At 69.9% G+C, this 14,750-nt stretch carries 12 protein-coding genes; 2 read left to right on the top strand and 10 right to left on the bottom strand.

Features of this window, described 5'->3' with window-relative positions; all coding sequences use genetic code 11:
- Positions 1-25: 25 nt before the first annotated feature.
- The 5 genes from rpsD to ABZ484_RS25610 all read right to left on the bottom strand — a co-directional run bounded on the left by rpsD (position 26) and on the right by ABZ484_RS25610 (position 5,387).
- On the bottom strand, positions 26-640 hold the full coding sequence (rpsD, locus tag ABZ484_RS25630; protein WP_358868267.1) for a 30S ribosomal protein S4: 615 nt from the start codon (positions 638-640) through the stop codon (positions 26-28).
- A 320-nt stretch (positions 641-960) separates the two neighbouring features.
- Entirely contained in the window at positions 961-2,316 is a 1,356-nt protein-coding gene (locus tag ABZ484_RS25625; protein WP_358868266.1) for a replication-associated recombination protein A, read from the bottom strand.
- Between the two features lie 59 nt (positions 2,317-2,375).
- Positions 2,376-3,032 carry a vitamin K epoxide reductase family protein gene (locus tag ABZ484_RS25620; protein ID WP_358868265.1) on the bottom strand — a complete coding sequence of 219 codons (657 nt, stop codon included), beginning with the start codon at positions 3,030-3,032 and terminating at the stop codon, positions 2,376-2,378.
- Between the two features lie 370 nt (positions 3,033-3,402).
- Complete coding sequence (gene hisS, locus ABZ484_RS25615; protein ID WP_358868264.1) at positions 3,403-4,665, bottom strand: histidine--tRNA ligase; 1,263 nt, start codon at positions 4,663-4,665, stop codon at positions 3,403-3,405.
- 11 nt (positions 4,666-4,676) lie between these two features.
- A complete protein-coding gene (locus ABZ484_RS25610) occupies positions 4,677-5,387 on the bottom strand; it encodes an MBL fold metallo-hydrolase (RefSeq protein ID WP_358868263.1) in 711 nt (236 codons plus the stop codon).
- A 170-nt stretch (positions 5,388-5,557) separates the two neighbouring features.
- On the opposite strand from ABZ484_RS25610, the gene ABZ484_RS25605 reads away from it, so the two are divergent.
- A complete protein-coding gene (locus ABZ484_RS25605) occupies positions 5,558-6,385 on the top strand; it encodes a peptidylprolyl isomerase (protein ID WP_358868262.1) in 828 nt (275 codons plus the stop codon).
- Positions 6,386-6,523: 138 nt separating this feature from the next.
- A complete protein-coding gene (locus ABZ484_RS25600; protein WP_358868261.1) occupies positions 6,524-7,753 on the top strand; it encodes a DUF349 domain-containing protein in 1,230 nt (409 codons plus the stop codon).
- A gap of 94 nt (positions 7,754-7,847) precedes the next feature.
- On the opposite strand, the gene ABZ484_RS25595 is transcribed toward ABZ484_RS25600, so the two are convergent.
- The 5 genes from ABZ484_RS25595 to yajC all read right to left on the bottom strand — a co-directional run bounded on the left by ABZ484_RS25595 (position 7,848) and on the right by yajC (position 14,640).
- Positions 7,848-10,367, bottom strand: coding sequence for a bifunctional (p)ppGpp synthetase/guanosine-3',5'-bis(diphosphate) 3'-pyrophosphohydrolase (locus ABZ484_RS25595; RefSeq protein WP_358868260.1), 2,520 nt, complete (start codon positions 10,365-10,367; stop codon positions 7,848-7,850).
- 182 nt (positions 10,368-10,549) lie between these two features.
- Positions 10,550-11,089: an adenine phosphoribosyltransferase gene (locus ABZ484_RS25590; RefSeq protein ID WP_358868282.1), complete on the bottom strand. Its 540-nt coding sequence runs from the start codon at positions 11,087-11,089 to the stop codon at positions 10,550-10,552.
- 5 nt (positions 11,090-11,094) lie between these two features.
- The gene (secF, locus tag ABZ484_RS25585; RefSeq protein ID WP_358868259.1) at positions 11,095-12,213 is read right to left on the bottom strand and encodes a protein translocase subunit SecF; all 1,119 of its coding nucleotides are present in this window, start codon (positions 12,211-12,213) and stop codon (positions 11,095-11,097) included.
- Between the two features lie 3 nt (positions 12,214-12,216).
- The gene (secD, locus tag ABZ484_RS25580; protein WP_358868281.1) at positions 12,217-14,019 is read right to left on the bottom strand and encodes a protein translocase subunit SecD; all 1,803 of its coding nucleotides are present in this window, start codon (positions 14,017-14,019) and stop codon (positions 12,217-12,219) included.
- Between the two features lie 132 nt (positions 14,020-14,151).
- Positions 14,152-14,640: a preprotein translocase subunit YajC gene (gene yajC, locus ABZ484_RS25575; protein ID WP_358868258.1), complete on the bottom strand. Its 489-nt coding sequence runs from the start codon at positions 14,638-14,640 to the stop codon at positions 14,152-14,154.
- Positions 14,641-14,750: the final 110 nt, after the last annotated feature.

Below are 14,750 nucleotides of genomic sequence, written 5' to 3'. Positions count from 1 at the left end.
GCTGGGTGCTACGTCCGGCTGGTGATCAGCGGGCGTAGTACTCGACGACGAGCTGCTCGTCGCAGATCACCGGGATCTCCTTGCGGTTCGGCTCACGGTCCAGGCGGAACGCCAGGGCCTTGAGGTTCACCTGGAGGTAGCGCGGGGTCTCGCCCTCGGGGGCGAAGCCGCCCTCACGGGCGATCTGGAAGAGCGTCTTGTCCTTGGAGCGGTCGCGGACCTGGACCACGTCGTCGGGACGGACACGGAAGGACGGCTTGTCGACCTTCTGGCCGTTGACCTGGATGTGGCCGTGGACGACCATCTGGCGGGCCTGGTAGATCGTGCGGGCGATGCCCGAACGCAGGACCAGCGCGTCGAGACGGCGCTCGAGCTCGACGATCAGGGCCTCACCGGTCTTGCCCTGGACCTTGGAGGCACGCTCGTAGGCGCGGACGAGCTGGCGCTCGGACACGTCGTACTGCGCGCGAAGACGCTGCTTCTCCAGCAGACGGACCTTGTAGTCCGAGTTCTGCTTGCGGCCGCGGCCGTGCTCACCCGGCGGGTAGGGGCGGGCCTCGAAGTACTTGACGGCCTTCGGGGTCAGGGCGATGCCGAGGGCACGCGACTTCTTGACCTTGGGGCGGGACTGGTTCGCCACTGTCTTTCGTCTCTTTTCGTAGTGTTCCGGCTTGTCAGGGTTGAGGGAGGTCGCATCCGCAGCCGGGGAATCCCACCGGGTCCGCTCGGGACCTGGAGGGCAGCCGCTCCCCTGGTCTGGGCACATACGTGCAGCACGCGAGTGGCCCACCTCCCGCTCCCAGGGCTCTGGGTGGTGGTGGGCTGCCCGCGACACCGTTCACCGGTGCGCGACGCTCCTGGAGTCCGCTCCCCGGGGCTGGCCCCGAGGACTGGGTCTCCGGCTGGGTGTCCCGCTCTGACTGCGCGGGACTCAGCACTTCGGGTCAGTCTACAGGGCGCTCAGGGGCGCTTTCGACCGAGGTGCTTGCGCGTCCACTCCACCGCGTCGGCGTAGCGGGCCTCGGCGCCGTGTCTGCTCGCGGAGTAGTACTCACGGTCCTTGAGGGCGTCGGGGGCGTACTGCTGGGAGGCGATGCCCTCGGGCAGGTCGTGCGGGTAGACGTAGCCCTTGCCGTGCCCGAGCTTGGTCGCGCCCTTGTAGTGGCTGTCGCGCAGGTGCGCCGGGACCGGTCCGGCCAGTCCCTTGCGTACGTCGTCCAGGGCGGCGCCGATCGCGGTGGTCGCGGAGTTCGACTTGGGCGCGAGGGCCAGGGCGATGGTGGCGTGGCTGAGGGTGAGCGCGGCCTCGGGAAAGCCGATCATGGCGACGGCCTGGGCGGCGGCCACCGCGATCGGCAGCGCGTTCGGATCGGCGAGGCCGATGTCCTCGCTGGCGGAGATCATCAGACGGCGGGCGATGAACCGGGGGTCCTCGCCGGCCTCGATCATCCGGGCCAGGTAGTGCAGGGCGGCGTCCACGTCGGAGCCGCGGATGGACTTGATCAGGGCGCTGGCCACGTCGTAGTGCTGGTCGCCGTCGCGGTCGTACTTCACCGCGGCCCGGTCGACGGTCTCCTCCAGGGTGGTCAGGCCGATCTCGCTCTCGCCCTTGTCCAGGGCGGCCCCCGCGGCGGCCTCCAGGGCGGTCAGGGCCCGGCGGGCGTCGCCGCCGGCGATGCGCAGCAGGTGGCCCTCGGTGTCGGCGGGGAGGGTGACGGTGTCCTTCAGGCCCCGCTCGTCGGTGAGCGCGCGGCGCAGCAGACCGCGGATGTCCTCGTCCGTGAGCGGTTCGAGGGTGAGCAGCAGGGAGCGGGACAGCAGCGGGGAGATCACCGAGAAGTACGGGTTCTCCGTGGTGGCGGCGATCAGGGTCACCCAGCGGTTCTCCACCGCCGGGAGCAGGGAGTCCTGCTGGGCCTTGCTGAAGCGGTGGATCTCGTCGAGGAAGAGGACGGTCTCCTGGCCGTACCCGCCGGAGGCGCGGCGGGCGCCGTCGATGACCGCGCGGACCTCCTTGACGCCCGCGGTGATCGCCGACAGCTCCACGAAGCGCTTGTTGGTGGCCTTGGAGACGACGTACGCCAGCGTGGTCTTGCCGGTGCCGGGCGGGCCCCACAGGATCACCGAGGAGGGTCCCGCCGGTCCTCCCGCGCCCTCGCCGACCAGCCGGCGCAGCGGCGAGCCGGGCTTGAGCAGGTGCTGCTGGCCCACCACCTCGTCGAGGGTGCGCGGGCGCATCCTGACCGCGAGGGGGCTGGCGGCCGGGTCCTTCTCCTGGCGTTCTTCTGCTGCGGCGGTGAACAGGTCGGGCTCCACGCTGAAACCCTATGGCACCGCACTGACAACGCCGTCGGGGCCGGGTGCGGCCCTGCCGGTCAGGCCCAGAGGCTGCTGCCCCAGCGGGTCAGGATCAGCATGGCGATGACGCCGCTGTGGGTGACCGGGAGCACCCAGGTGAACTCGGCGAGGAAGTTCTTCACGGCGCGCGGGGCGGGCAGGAAGTCGTTGCGGATGTTGAACGAGGTCACGTACCAGAACATGGTGAGCGTGGCGACCCAGGCCAGCGAGCACCACAGGCACAGCGCGTTGATCCGGTACAGCGACTCGAACTGCAGCCAGGTGACGAAGCACACCCCGAACAGCGTGCCGAAGTTGAAGGTCAGCCAGTACCAGCGCGGGAAGGTGGCGCGGGCCAGCAGGCTCATGCCGACGCAGATCACGATGCCGTAGCAGACCAGGCCGAGCAGCGGGTTGGGGAACCCGAAGACGGCGGCCTGCTTGCTCTCCATGACGCTGCCGCAGGACACGATCGGGTTGAGGCTGCAGCTGGGGGTGAAGGTCTTGCCGCTCAGCTTGCCTTCGAGGATCTTCTGCTTGTCGATCGTGATGACCCACGCGGCGAGCAGCCCGGCCGCGCCGGTGATCACCAGCAGCAGCGCGAAGGCGCGGCTGCCCCCTACCGTCCGGGGTCCGGCCACCGTACGGTCCGTCGCGGAGTCCGTGGAGACGTCCCTCACTGTCGTCTTGCTCATTCCGCCGATTCCGTCGCTAGAGAGGTGGACCTTCTTCGGGCACGGCCATTGTGCCGCACGCGCCTGTGTGTCCACCGTTCGTTGAACATAAGGAAGTACGCACAGTCGTCCCCGAGCGTTCGGTCAGGCCGTCGACGGAATCGGGGTCCTGCGGGGCGATCCCCCACGGGACGGGGGCGAGGCCCCGGTGGCGGGGGCGGAGGCGGACCCGGAGCCCGGTGGGCGCGGGCGCGGCTTTCACCCGCCGAAATCGCCTGGCAGGACGAATCCGCGCCCACGGAGTTGACGTCGGTGCCCCGGTCGGCGAAGAGCGCCGGCCCGGTGGTGGTGAGCCCGGCGGCCGTGGGCCGCCGGGCTCCGTGTGCGACCCTCAGCCGAGCCGCGACTCCAGTTCGGCCACGATCTCGTTGACACCGATCGGGGTCTGCTCGCCGGACTCCATGTCCTTGAGCTGGACGACACCCTCGGCGAGGTCGCGTTCGCCGGCGACGAGGGTGTAGCGGGCGCCGCTGCGGTTGGCGTTCTTCATGGCGCCCTTGAGGCCCTTGTCGCCGTAGGAGAGGTCGGCGGCGATGCCCACCTTGCGCAGCTCGGTGATCTTGGCGAACAGCACCCGGCGGGCCTCCTCGCCTAGCGGGACCGCGAACACGCTGGTGGTGGCGGGGAGCTGGAGTTCGACGCCTTCCGCCTCCAGGGCCAGGACCGTGCGGTCCACGCCCAGGGCCCAGCCCACCGAGGGCAGCGCGGGGCCGCCGATCATCTCCGACAGGCCGTCGTAGCGGCCGCCGCCGCCCACCGCGGACTGCGAGCCCAGGCCGTCGTGGACGAACTCGAAGGTCGTGCGGGTGTAGTAGTCCAGGCCGCGGACCAGCTTGGGGTCGTCCTCGAAGGCCACGCCCTGGGCCACCAGCAGGGACCGCACCTCCTCGTGGTACGCCTTGCAGGCGTCGCACAGGTAGTCGCGCAGCAGCGGGGCGCCGGTCAGCTGCTTCTGGACGGACTCCCGCTTGTCGTCGAGCACCCGCAGCGGGTTGATGTCGACGCGGCGGCGGGTGTCCTCGTCCAGGTCCAGGCCGCGCAGGAAGTCCTGGAGCGCGGCCCGGTAGACCGGCCGGCACTCCTTGTCGCCCAGGCTGTTGAGCAGGATGCGGAAGTTCCTGAGGCCCAGCGAGCGGTACGCCTGGTCCGCCAGGACGATCAGCTCGGCGTCGAGCGCCGGGTCCTCGGCGCCGATCGCCTCCGCGCCGACCTGGGAGAAGTGGCGGTAGCGGCCCTTCTGGGGGCGCTCGTAGCGGTAGTAGGAGCCGGAGTACCAGAGCTTGACCGGCAGGTTGCCCGCCTTGTGGAGGTTGGCCTCCAGGGCGGCGCGCAGCACGGAGGCCGTGCCCTCGGGACGCAGGGCGAGCCTGTCGCCGCCCTTGGTCTCGAAGGCGTACATCTCCTTGGTCACGATGTCGGTGGACTCGCCGACCCCGCGGGCGAACAGCTCGACGCTCTCGAAGCCGGGGGTCTCGATGTAGCCGTAGCCGGAGTTGCGCAGCGGGGCGGCGATCGCCTCGCGCACCGCCAGGTACTTCGCGGAGTCCGGCGGGATCAGGTCGTACGTGCCCTTGGGGGCCTTGAAGGTGCTCACGAAGTCTCTCGTCACATTCCTCGTCGGGGAGCGTCGGCGTGCGCTCCCGGGCCGGCGGCCACCTGCCGCAGATAGGGGTTGGTGGCACGCTCCTGGCCGATGGTCGTCTGGGGGCCGTGGCCGGACAGCACCACGGTCGAGTCGTCGAGCGGCAGGCACACGCGGGCCAGCGAGTCGAGCATCTCGGCCATGTCACCGCCGGGCAGGTCGGTGCGTCCGATGGAGCCGGCGAACAGCAGATCCCCGGAGAAGAAGACCGACGGGACGTCCGCGGTCTCGGGCATCTGGAAGGTCACCGACCCCTTGGTATGGCCGGGCGCGTGCGCGACGGAGAACGTGAGGCCGGCCAGGTCCAGCCGGGCGCCGTCGGTGAGTTCCTCGACGTCGTCCGGCTCCCCCACGGTCAGCTCGCCCATCAGCGGCATCCCGATGGAACGGCCGAGGGCCTTCTCGGGGTCGCTCATCATGTACCGGTCGGCCGGGTGGATCCAGGCCGGTACGCCGTGCGCGCCGCACACCGGGACGACCGAGGCGACGTGGTCGATGTGGCCATGGGTGAGGACGACGGCGACGGGCTTGAGCCGATGCTTCTTCAGTGCTTCCTCGACGCCTTGGGCGGCCTGGTGGCCGGGGTCGATGATCACGCACTCCTCACCGGCGGCGGGGGCGACGAGGTAGCAGTTCGTCCCCCAGGCCCCGGCGGGGAACCCGGCAATGAGCACGATCGTCCTTCGTTTGTGTCGATACGGGCGGCTACAGGTGTGGTCAGAGCCTACCGGCGCTGCCGGATCCTCAGCGAACCCATATACGGTACGGGGCACACACGCAGGCGTTCGACTCACAGGACGCGCGAGTACCGGTCGACACACGAGACGCATGAGGAGAGAACCCGGTGGTCAGCCAGGAGCAGCGGCGGCGTCAGCTCGCCCGGGAGAAGTTCTTGCGGCAGCAGCAGCGGCGTACCGCCGCACGACGCAAGTCGCGCGCGCGCAACTCGGTGATCGCGTCGGTGCTCGGCGTGGTGGTGATCGGCAGTGTCGCGCTGTACACGACCGGCGTCATGAAGGACGACAAGAAGGACGACAAGGCCAACGCGAGCGCGGACGTCACCCCCAGCGCCTCGGCCACCAGCAAGGCCCCGGATCCGTGCGAGAAGCCGGCCAAGGGCTCGGTGAAGAAGCTGAGCTGGAAGAAGGAGCCGGCGATGACGGTCGACACGTCGGCGAAGTACACCATGAAGCTCGCGACGACGTGCGGCGACATCGACGTGGCGCTGAAGGCGGCCGCCGCCCCGCACACCGTGAACTCGTTCGACTTCCTGGCCGGCAAGGGCTACTTCGACCACACCAAGTGCCACCGGCTGACCACGAACGGCATCTACGTGCTGCAGTGCGGCGACCCGACGGGCACCGGCACCGGCGGACCCGGCTACACGATCCCGGACGAGAACCTCAAGGACAAGAGCCTGAAGGGCAACGTGTACCCGGCGGGCACGGTGGCGATGGCGAACACCGGGCAGAAGCACACCGGAGGCAGCCAGTTCTTCCTGGTCTACCAGGACAGTCAGCTGCCGCCCAACTACGCCCCGTTCGGTACGGTTTCCGACGCCGGGCTGAAGGTGCTGAAGAAGATCGCCGCCGCGGGCGAGAACACGGGCGCCGGCGACGGGGCCCCGAACGCGACGGTCGTGATCAACAAGGCCACGGTCACGAAATCCTGAGCGTCAACTGCGTAATTTCGGTCGCGCTGGATGCGGACAGGCAAGGCGCCGTTCGCCTATGTTGGCCGTGACGAAACTGTGGACGATGCCCGGGGGAGCTTCGAGGCCCCCTCGCAGGCATCATGTGGAGGAGGCGCTGTGAGCAGCGACCCGTGGGGCCGCGTCGACGAGACGGGGACCGTGTACGTGCGGACGGCCGACGGCGAGCAGGTCGTCGGTTCCTGGCAGGCCGGCTCCCCCGAGGAGGCGCTGGCCTACTTCGAGCGCAAGTACGAGGGCCTGGTTGTCGAGATCGGCCTCCTCGAGAAGCGAGTACGGACCACCGACCTGTCGGCGAAGGACGCCCAGGCGGCGATCGACCACCTGCGCGAGCAGATCGACGCGCACCACGCGGTCGGTGACCTGGACGCTCTGCGTGCCCGTCTGGACAAGCTGGTCGAGACCGTCGAGGCGCGGCGCGAGGAGCGCAAGGTGCAGCGCGCCCGGCAGGCGGACGAGGCCCGGCACGCCAAGGAGGCGCTCGTCGTCGAGGCGGAGGAGCTGGCCCGGTCGGATCAGTGGCGGGCGGCCGGTGAGCGGCTGCGCGCGCTGGTGGACACGTGGAAGGGGCTGCCGCGCCTGGACCGCAAGTCCGACGACGAGCTGTGGCACCGCTTCTCCCACGCGCGGTCGGCGTTCTCCAAGCGGCGCAAGGCGCACTTCGCGCAGCTGGACGCGCAGCGCGAGGAGGCGCGCAAGACCAAGGAGCGGCTGGTCGCCGAGGCCGAGGCGCTGTCGGACTCGACGGACTGGGGTCCGACGGCGGCCCGTTACCGCGAGCTGATGGCGGAGTGGAAGGCCGCGGGCCGCGCCCAGCGGGAGCACGAGGACGACCTGTGGAACCGTTTCCGCGGTGCCCAGGACGTCTTCTTCGCCGCCCGCAGCTCGGTGTTCGCCGAGCGGGACGCCGAGCAGGCGGAGAACCTGAAGCTGAAGGAGGAGCTGGCCGAGGAGGCCGAGAAGCTTCTTCCGATCACCGACCTGAAGGCCGCGCGGGCCGCCTTCCGCTCGGTCAACGAGCGCTGGGAGGCCATCGGCCATGTGCCGCGCGACGCCCGGCCGCGCGTCGAGGGCCGGATGCACACGGTCGAGCGGGCCCTCCAGGAGGCCGAGGAGGCCGAGTGGCGCCGGACGAACCCTGAGGCACGCGCGCGTGCCGAGGGTCTGACCGGTCAGCTCCAGGCCGCCGTGGACAAGCTGCGGGGCCAGATCGAGCAGGCCCGGACCCAGGGCAACACCGCCAAGGCGGACAAGCTGGAGAAGGAACTGGAGGGCCGCCAGGCGCTCCTGGACCAAGCGCTGAAGGGCCTCCAGGAGTTCGGCGGCTGATCCAGGGCGCCATCCAGGGCGCCGACGCCCGTCGCGTCGCGAGAGGGCCCCGTACGGTGCGTACGGGGCCCTCTCGGTGTCGTGGGTACGGCGGTCACGCCCTGCTGCGCGCCGACGTCACCCGGTACACGTCGTAGACGCCCTCCACGCCGCGCACCGCCCGCAGGACGTGGCCCAGGTGCTTGGGGTCGCCCATCTCGAAGGTGAAGCGGGAGGTGGCGACGCGGTCGCGGGAGGTCTGGACGGCCGCGGAGAGGATGTTGACGTGCTGGTCGGACAGGACGCGGGTGACGTCCGAGAGCAGCCGGGAACGGTCCAGGGCCTCGACCTGGATGGCCACCAGAAACACCGAGGACTGCGTGGGCGCCCACTCGACGTCCAGGATCCGCTCGGGCTCGCGCGACAGTGACTCCACGTTGACGCAGTCGCTGCGGTGGACCGAGACACCGCTGCCGCGGGTGACGAAGCCGATGATCGGGTCACCGGGCACCGGCGTGCAGCAGCGGGCCAGTTTGACCCACACGTCCTCGACGCCCTTGACCACCACGCCCGGGTCGGCGCTGGAGCGGCGCTTGCGGCCGCGCCCGCGCGCGGGCGGCATGCTCTCGTCGATCTCCTCGGTGGCCGCCTCCTCGCCGCCGAGGGCCTGGACGAGCTTCTGCACGATGTTCTGCGCGGAGACGTGGCCCTCGCCGATCGCCGCGTACAGCGCGGAGATGTCGGAGTAGCGCATCTCGTGCGCGAGCGTGACCAGCGAGTCGCCGGTCAGGATGCGCTGGATCGGCAGGTTCTGCTTGCGCATGGCGCGGACGATGGCGTCCTTGCCCTGCTCGATCGCCTCGTCGCGGCGCTCCTTGGAGAACCACGCCCGGATCTTGTTGCGGGCCCGGGGCGACTTGACGAAGCCGAGCCAGTCGCGGGACGGACCGGCGCCGGTCGCCTTGGAGGTGAAGACCTCCACCAGGTCGCCGTTGTCCAGGGTGGACTCCAGCGGGACCAGGCGGCCGTTGACGCGGGCTCCTATGGTGCGGTGGCCGACCTCGGTGTGGACGGCGTAGGCGAAGTCCACCGGGGTGGCTCCGGCCGGAAGCGCTATGACGTCGCCCTTGGGCGTGAAGACGAAGACCTCGTTGCGGGAGAGGTCGAAGCGCAGCGACTCCAGGAACTCGCCGGGGTCCTCGGTCTCCTTCTGCCAGTCCAGCAGCTGCCGCAGCCACGCCATGTCGTTGATGGCGTCCTTGTCCTTCGCGGACGACCTGGGCGCGTCGGTACGGACCTTGGAGGCGCCGGCGACGGCCTCCTGCTTGTACTTCCAGTGCGCGGCGATGCCGTACTCGGCGCGGCGGTGCATGTCGAACGTGCGGATCTGGAGTTCGACGGGCTTGCCGTTGGGTCCGATGACCGTCGTGTGCAGCGACTGGTACATGTTGAACTTGGGCATCGCGATGTAGTCCTTGAACCGGCCGGGGACCGGGTTCCATCGCGCGTGCACGGTGCCGAGGGCCGCGTAGCAGTCGCGGACGGTGTCGACGAGGACACGGATGCCCACCAGGTCGTAGATCTCCGCGAAGTCGCGGCCGCGGACGATCATCTTCTGGTAGACGCTGTAGTAGTGCTTCGGGCGGCCGGTGACGGTCGCCTTGATGCGGGCGGCGCGCAGGTCGGCCTGGACCTCGTCGGTGACGATCGCGAGGTACTCGTCCCGCTTGGGGGCGCGCTCGGCGACCAGGCGGACGATCTCGTCGTACATCTTGGGGTAGAGGATCGCGAAGGCGAGGTCCTCCAGCTCCCACTTGATGGTGTTCATGCCCAGCCGGTGGGCGAGCGGCGCGTAGATCTCCAGGGTCTCGCGCGCCTTCTTCTCCTGCTTCTCACGCTTGAGATAGCGCATGGTGCGCATGTTGTGCAGGCGGTCGGCGAGCTTGATGACCAGGACGCGGGGGTCCTTGGCCATGGCGACGACCATCTTGCGCACGGTCTCGGCCTGAGCGGCCTCGCCGAACTTGACCTTGTCCAGCTTGGTGACGCCGTCGACGAGCAGGGCGACGGTGTCGCCGAAGTCGCGGCGCAGCTGGTCCAGGCCGTACTCGGTGTCCTCGACCGTGTCGTGCAGCAGGCCGGCCATGAGGGTGGCCGGGTCCATGCCCAGCTCGGCGAGGATGGTGGTCACCGCGAGCGGGTGTGTGATGTACGGGTCGCCGCTCTTGCGCTTCTGGCCGCGGTGCCAGCGCTCGGCGACCTGATAGGCGCGCTCGATCTGGCGCAGCGTGGCGTTCTCGATCTTGGGGTCGTTGCTGCGCACTATCCGCAGCAGCGGTTCCAGGACCGGGTTGTAGGGGTTGGCGCGCTGGACGCCGAGGCGGGCGAGGCGGGCGCGGACGCGGTTGGAGGAGCCGGAGCGGGTGGTCTGGCCCGAGGAGGCGCGGACGGCCGGGGGCTGGGCGGGCTTGGGGCGCGCGAGTTCGGCGGGCTTGTCGACGGGGGCGGCCTGGGCGTGCTCGGCCGTCCCGCGGACATCGTTCTTCGCGTGCGACGCGGTCGGCGCGGGCTTCGCCGCGGACGCCGAGGCGGACTCGGGCTTGGCGGCGGTCAGTGGCTGGGCCTCGTCTGGCAAGAGGGCTCCTCGTGCGCGATCCGGGTCCCCCGGTCAGGCTCCGGAGATCCCATGGTAGCGATCCCGGGCTCCGGGATCGCCTCCAGCCCGATGTGAGGGCCGTTTTCCGAACAAACGCACAAGACGGGCGCCGGATTCCTCCGGGCCCGTCCGTGATGTGCCTCTGCCGGTGCTCAAACGGCTCAGATCGTCAGCAGGGACTCCAGTGGGGCGCCGGCCAGGGCCGGCTCCAGGCGGGCGCGCCCGCCGAGGAAGCCCAGTTCCATCAGGACCGCCACGCCGGCGACCTCGGCGCCCGCGCGGCGGATCAGCTCTATGGAGGCCTCCGCCGTGCCGCCGGTGGCGAGGACGTCGTCGACGACCAGGACGCGGTCGCCGACGGCCAGGTCCTCGGCGTGCACCTCGATCTCCGCCGAGCCGTACTCCAGGTCGTAGGCCTGGCGGAGGGTGGCTCCGGGGAGCTTGCCCGCCTTGCGCACGGGGATGAAGCCGAGGCCCGCGCGGACGGCGACCGGGGCGCCGAGGATGAAGCCGCGGGCCTCCAGGCCGACGACCTTGGTGGCGCCCTGCCGGGTGCCGATGCCGGCCAGAGCGTCGGTGAGCGCGGTGAACGCCGCCGGGTCGGCCAGCAGCGGGGTGATGTCCTTGAACATCACCCCCGGCTCCGGGTAGTCGGCCACGTCGCGGATGCGGCTGAGCAGCAGCTCCTGGACGTCGGTCATCGCGGTCACCGGCGCTTCCCCGAGGGTCGGCCACGGCCCCGGCTGCGCGAGGCGGTCTGGCCGCGCGGGCCGACGACCGCGGGTGCGGCGTCCTCCGGCTCGTCGTCGAACGACGACTCGGCGGACCGGTCCGCGTCCGGCTCGCCCTGGGCGGCGGCCTGCGCCCGCTTGGCCAGGACCCGCTTGCGCAGGGCCTTCATCTGCGGCTCGCGCTCCTTGAGGTCGGCGACGAGCGGCGTGGCGATGAAGATCGAGGAGTACGCACCGGCCGCGAGGCCGACGAACAGCGACAGCGAGATGTCGTTGAGCATGCCCGCGCCGAGCACACCACCGCCGATGAACAGCAGGCCCGCCACCGGCAGCAGCGCGACCACGGTGGTGTTGATCGAACGCACCAGCGTGCCGTTGATGGAGCGGTTGGCGAGGTCGCTGTAGGTCCAGCGGGTCTGCCGGGTGATGTCCTTGGTCTGCTCCTTGAGGCTGTCGAAGACGACGACCGTGTCGTACAGCGAGTAACCGAGGATGGTCAGCAGACCGATCACCGTACCGGGGGTGACCTCGAAACCGACGAGGGCGTAGATGCCGCTGGTGATCGTGATGTCGTGGATCAGGGCGACCAGCGCGGCCAGCGCCATCCGCCACTCGAACGCGATCGCCAGGTAGATCACCACCAGGATCATGAAGATCCCCAGACCCTGCCAGGCCTTGTTGGCGATCTGCTCGCCCCAGCTGGGGCCGACCAGGTCGGCGTTGATCTGCTCCGAGTCGACCTTCAGGTCCTTGGACAGCTCGTCCTTGATCTGGTCGGACTTGCCGGTGTCGATGCCGGCGATCTGGATGCGCAGGCTGCCGTCACCGAGCTTCTGCACGATCGCGTCGTGGCCGGAGGCCTCCTCCGCGTACGTCTCGGCCTGGCTGACCGAGGTGCTCATGTGCTTCGGCGTGGTGAAGACCGCTCCGCCCTGGAACTCGATGCCCATGTTCAGGCCGCGCACCGCCAGGCCCAGGATGGCCGTGATGGTGATCAGGATGGAGATGCCGTACCAGATCTTGCGGTTCTTGATGAAGTCGTAGCCGACCTCGCCACGGTGCAGTCGGGCGCCGAGGTTACCGAGTTTCGACATCTCTCACGCCTCCTTCGTCTCGACGGAGCCGGCGGCAGGACCGGAGGGACGGCGGGTGCGGCGCAGCGGCGGCTTGGCTCCCAGACGCTTGGGGTCCAGGCCGGACCAGCTGTGACCCTGTGCGAAGAACTTCCTGCGGGCGAGGATCGTCATCAGCGGCTTGGTGAACAGGAAGACGACGACCACGTCGAGCACGGTGGTCAGGCCGAGCGTGAACGCGAAGCCCTGCACCTTGCCGACGGTGACGATGAAGAGCACCGCGGCGGCCAGGAACGACACGAAGTCGGAGACCAGGATGGTGCGCCGGGCCCGGGGCCAGCCGCGCTCGACGGCGGGGCGCAGCGAGCGGCCCTCGCGGATCTCGTCCCTTATGCGTTCGAAGAACACGATGAACGAGTCCGCGGTGATGCCGATCGCGACGATCGCACCGCACACGGCCGGCAGGTTCAGCGCGAAGCCGATGGCCGGGCCGAGCAGCGACATGATCACGTAGGTGAGGATCGCGGAGACCAGCAGGGAGGCGACGGCGATCATCGACAGGCCGCGGTAGTACACCAGCAGGTAGAGGACGACCAGGGCCAGGCCGATGGCGCCCGCGATGAGGCCGGCGTGCAGCTGGTCGCCGCCGAGCGCGGCGGTGACCGTGGTGACGCTGTCCTCCTTGAAGGTCAGCGGCAGGGCGCCGTAGGACAGCATGTTCGACAGGCTCTGCGCCTCCTGCTGCGTGAAGCGGCCGGAGATCTCCGCGCTGCCGCCGGTCAGCGCCTGGCTGACGTACGGGTCGGAGACGACGTTGCCGTCCAGGACGATCGCGAACTGGTTCTGCGGCGACTGGTTCTGGGCCAGCTTGCCGGTGATGTCCGCGAACTTCTTGGCGCCCTTGGAGGTGAACTCCATGGTGACGGTCCAGCCGGAGGCGTTCTGCGTGTTGAAGACCGCCTGGGCCTTCTTCACGTCCGTGCCGTCCACGGCGGCGGGGCCGAGGATGTACTTCTGCCACTGGCCCTGCGAGTTCTGGCCGCAGGCGACGGTCGGTTCGGTGGACTTGACGCCCTTGCCGGCGGTGGCGCGGGCGTCTTCCTTGGAGCAGTCCAGCGCGGCGTACTGGGCCTGGAGCTTGGCCGTGGCGTCGTTGGAGGAGCCGCTCGCGGACGGGGCCGGGCTGGTGGAGGCCTTGGGGGTGCCGGAGGCCTTCGGGGTCGCCGTGCCGCCCGCGGAGGGGGTGGCGTCCGCCTTCAGGCCTTCGGTGACGGCGCGGCCCTGCTGGCTCGCGGTCGCCGACGGGGTGGCGGAGCCGGTGGAGGTCGCCTTGTCGCCGGTCTTGTCCGTCGCCTTGTCGCCGGGCTTGCCGGAAGCGCTGGAGGAGGCGCTCGGGGACGGGCTGGCGGCGGCACCGGCGGACACCTCGGTGGCCAGGACCGGACGGAAGTACAGCTTCGCGGTGGTGCCGACCTGCTCCCGGGCCTGCTTGGAGTTCGTGCCCTTGGGGATGTTGACGATGATGTTGTCGTTGCCCTGGGTCTGGACCTCGGCCTCCGAGACACCAAGACCATTGACACGGCGTTCCATGATGTTGACGGCCGTGTCCATGTTGGTCTTGTTGATCGCGGATTCCTGACCGCGCTCGGGGACCGCCCGCAGTGTGATGCTCGTGCCGCCGGCCAGGTCGATGCCGAGACGCGGCGTGGTGTTGCCGGAGGCGAACATGCCTCCGGTGAGCGCCACGATGGCGATCAGGATGAGGGCCAGCGAGCGCCATGGCTTGCTCTGGGCGCTCGCGCTCCGGCCCTTCTTAGGTGCTGCCACCTTCTCGTACTCCCTCTCGGGCCGCTCCGCGCCGGTGGGTCCGGAGGGCGGCCATGACATGGTGTCGGGATCCCGCAGGAAGTGAAACACGTGCCAGGGCGCGCGGGCGGTACCGCGCGCCCTGGGTGGTGACTACTTCGCTTCGGAGTCGCCGTCGGTCTTCTTCGGCTCTTCGTCCGTCTTCGCCTCGGCGGTGGCGTCGGCCGGCTCCTCGGCCGCGTCCTTCTTGCCGAGGTCGATGGGCTTGTCGTCGGAAGCGTCGGCGGCGGGCTCGTCGGTCTCGGTGAGGGAGGAGGCGTCGTCGGGAACGAGGTCGGCGTCGGACTTCAGCTCGTGCTCGATGCCGTGGACGATGCGGTTGTACTCGTCGTCGGACAGGACGGTCGCGATGGCGTTCTTGGCGAAGAGCAGCTCCACGCCCGGTCCGGCGTCCAGGAGGACCGTGTCGTCATTGACCTCCTTGACCGTCGCGTACATGCCCCCGATGGTGCGGATACCGCTTCCGGGCTGCATCTGGTTCCGCATTGCGGCCGCCTGCTGCTGCTTGCGCTTGGCCGACCGGGTCATCAGGAACATGGCCCCGATGAGCACGATGAACGGGAGGAGGGTCACGAGACTCACGGGTCGGAACTTCCTTCACACGACCGCGAAAGTGAGCGGCCTGATGGTTGGGGGTATGTGTGCTGCCGACAAGGGCGGCATCGGCGGAGTCTAAGCGAGTCCGCGTGCAT

The organism is Streptomyces sp. NPDC006393 (assembly GCF_040628575.1).
Taxonomy (GTDB): domain Bacteria; phylum Actinomycetota; class Actinomycetes; order Streptomycetales; family Streptomycetaceae; genus Streptomyces.
This window is presented reverse-complemented; position numbering and strand designations above follow the sequence as displayed.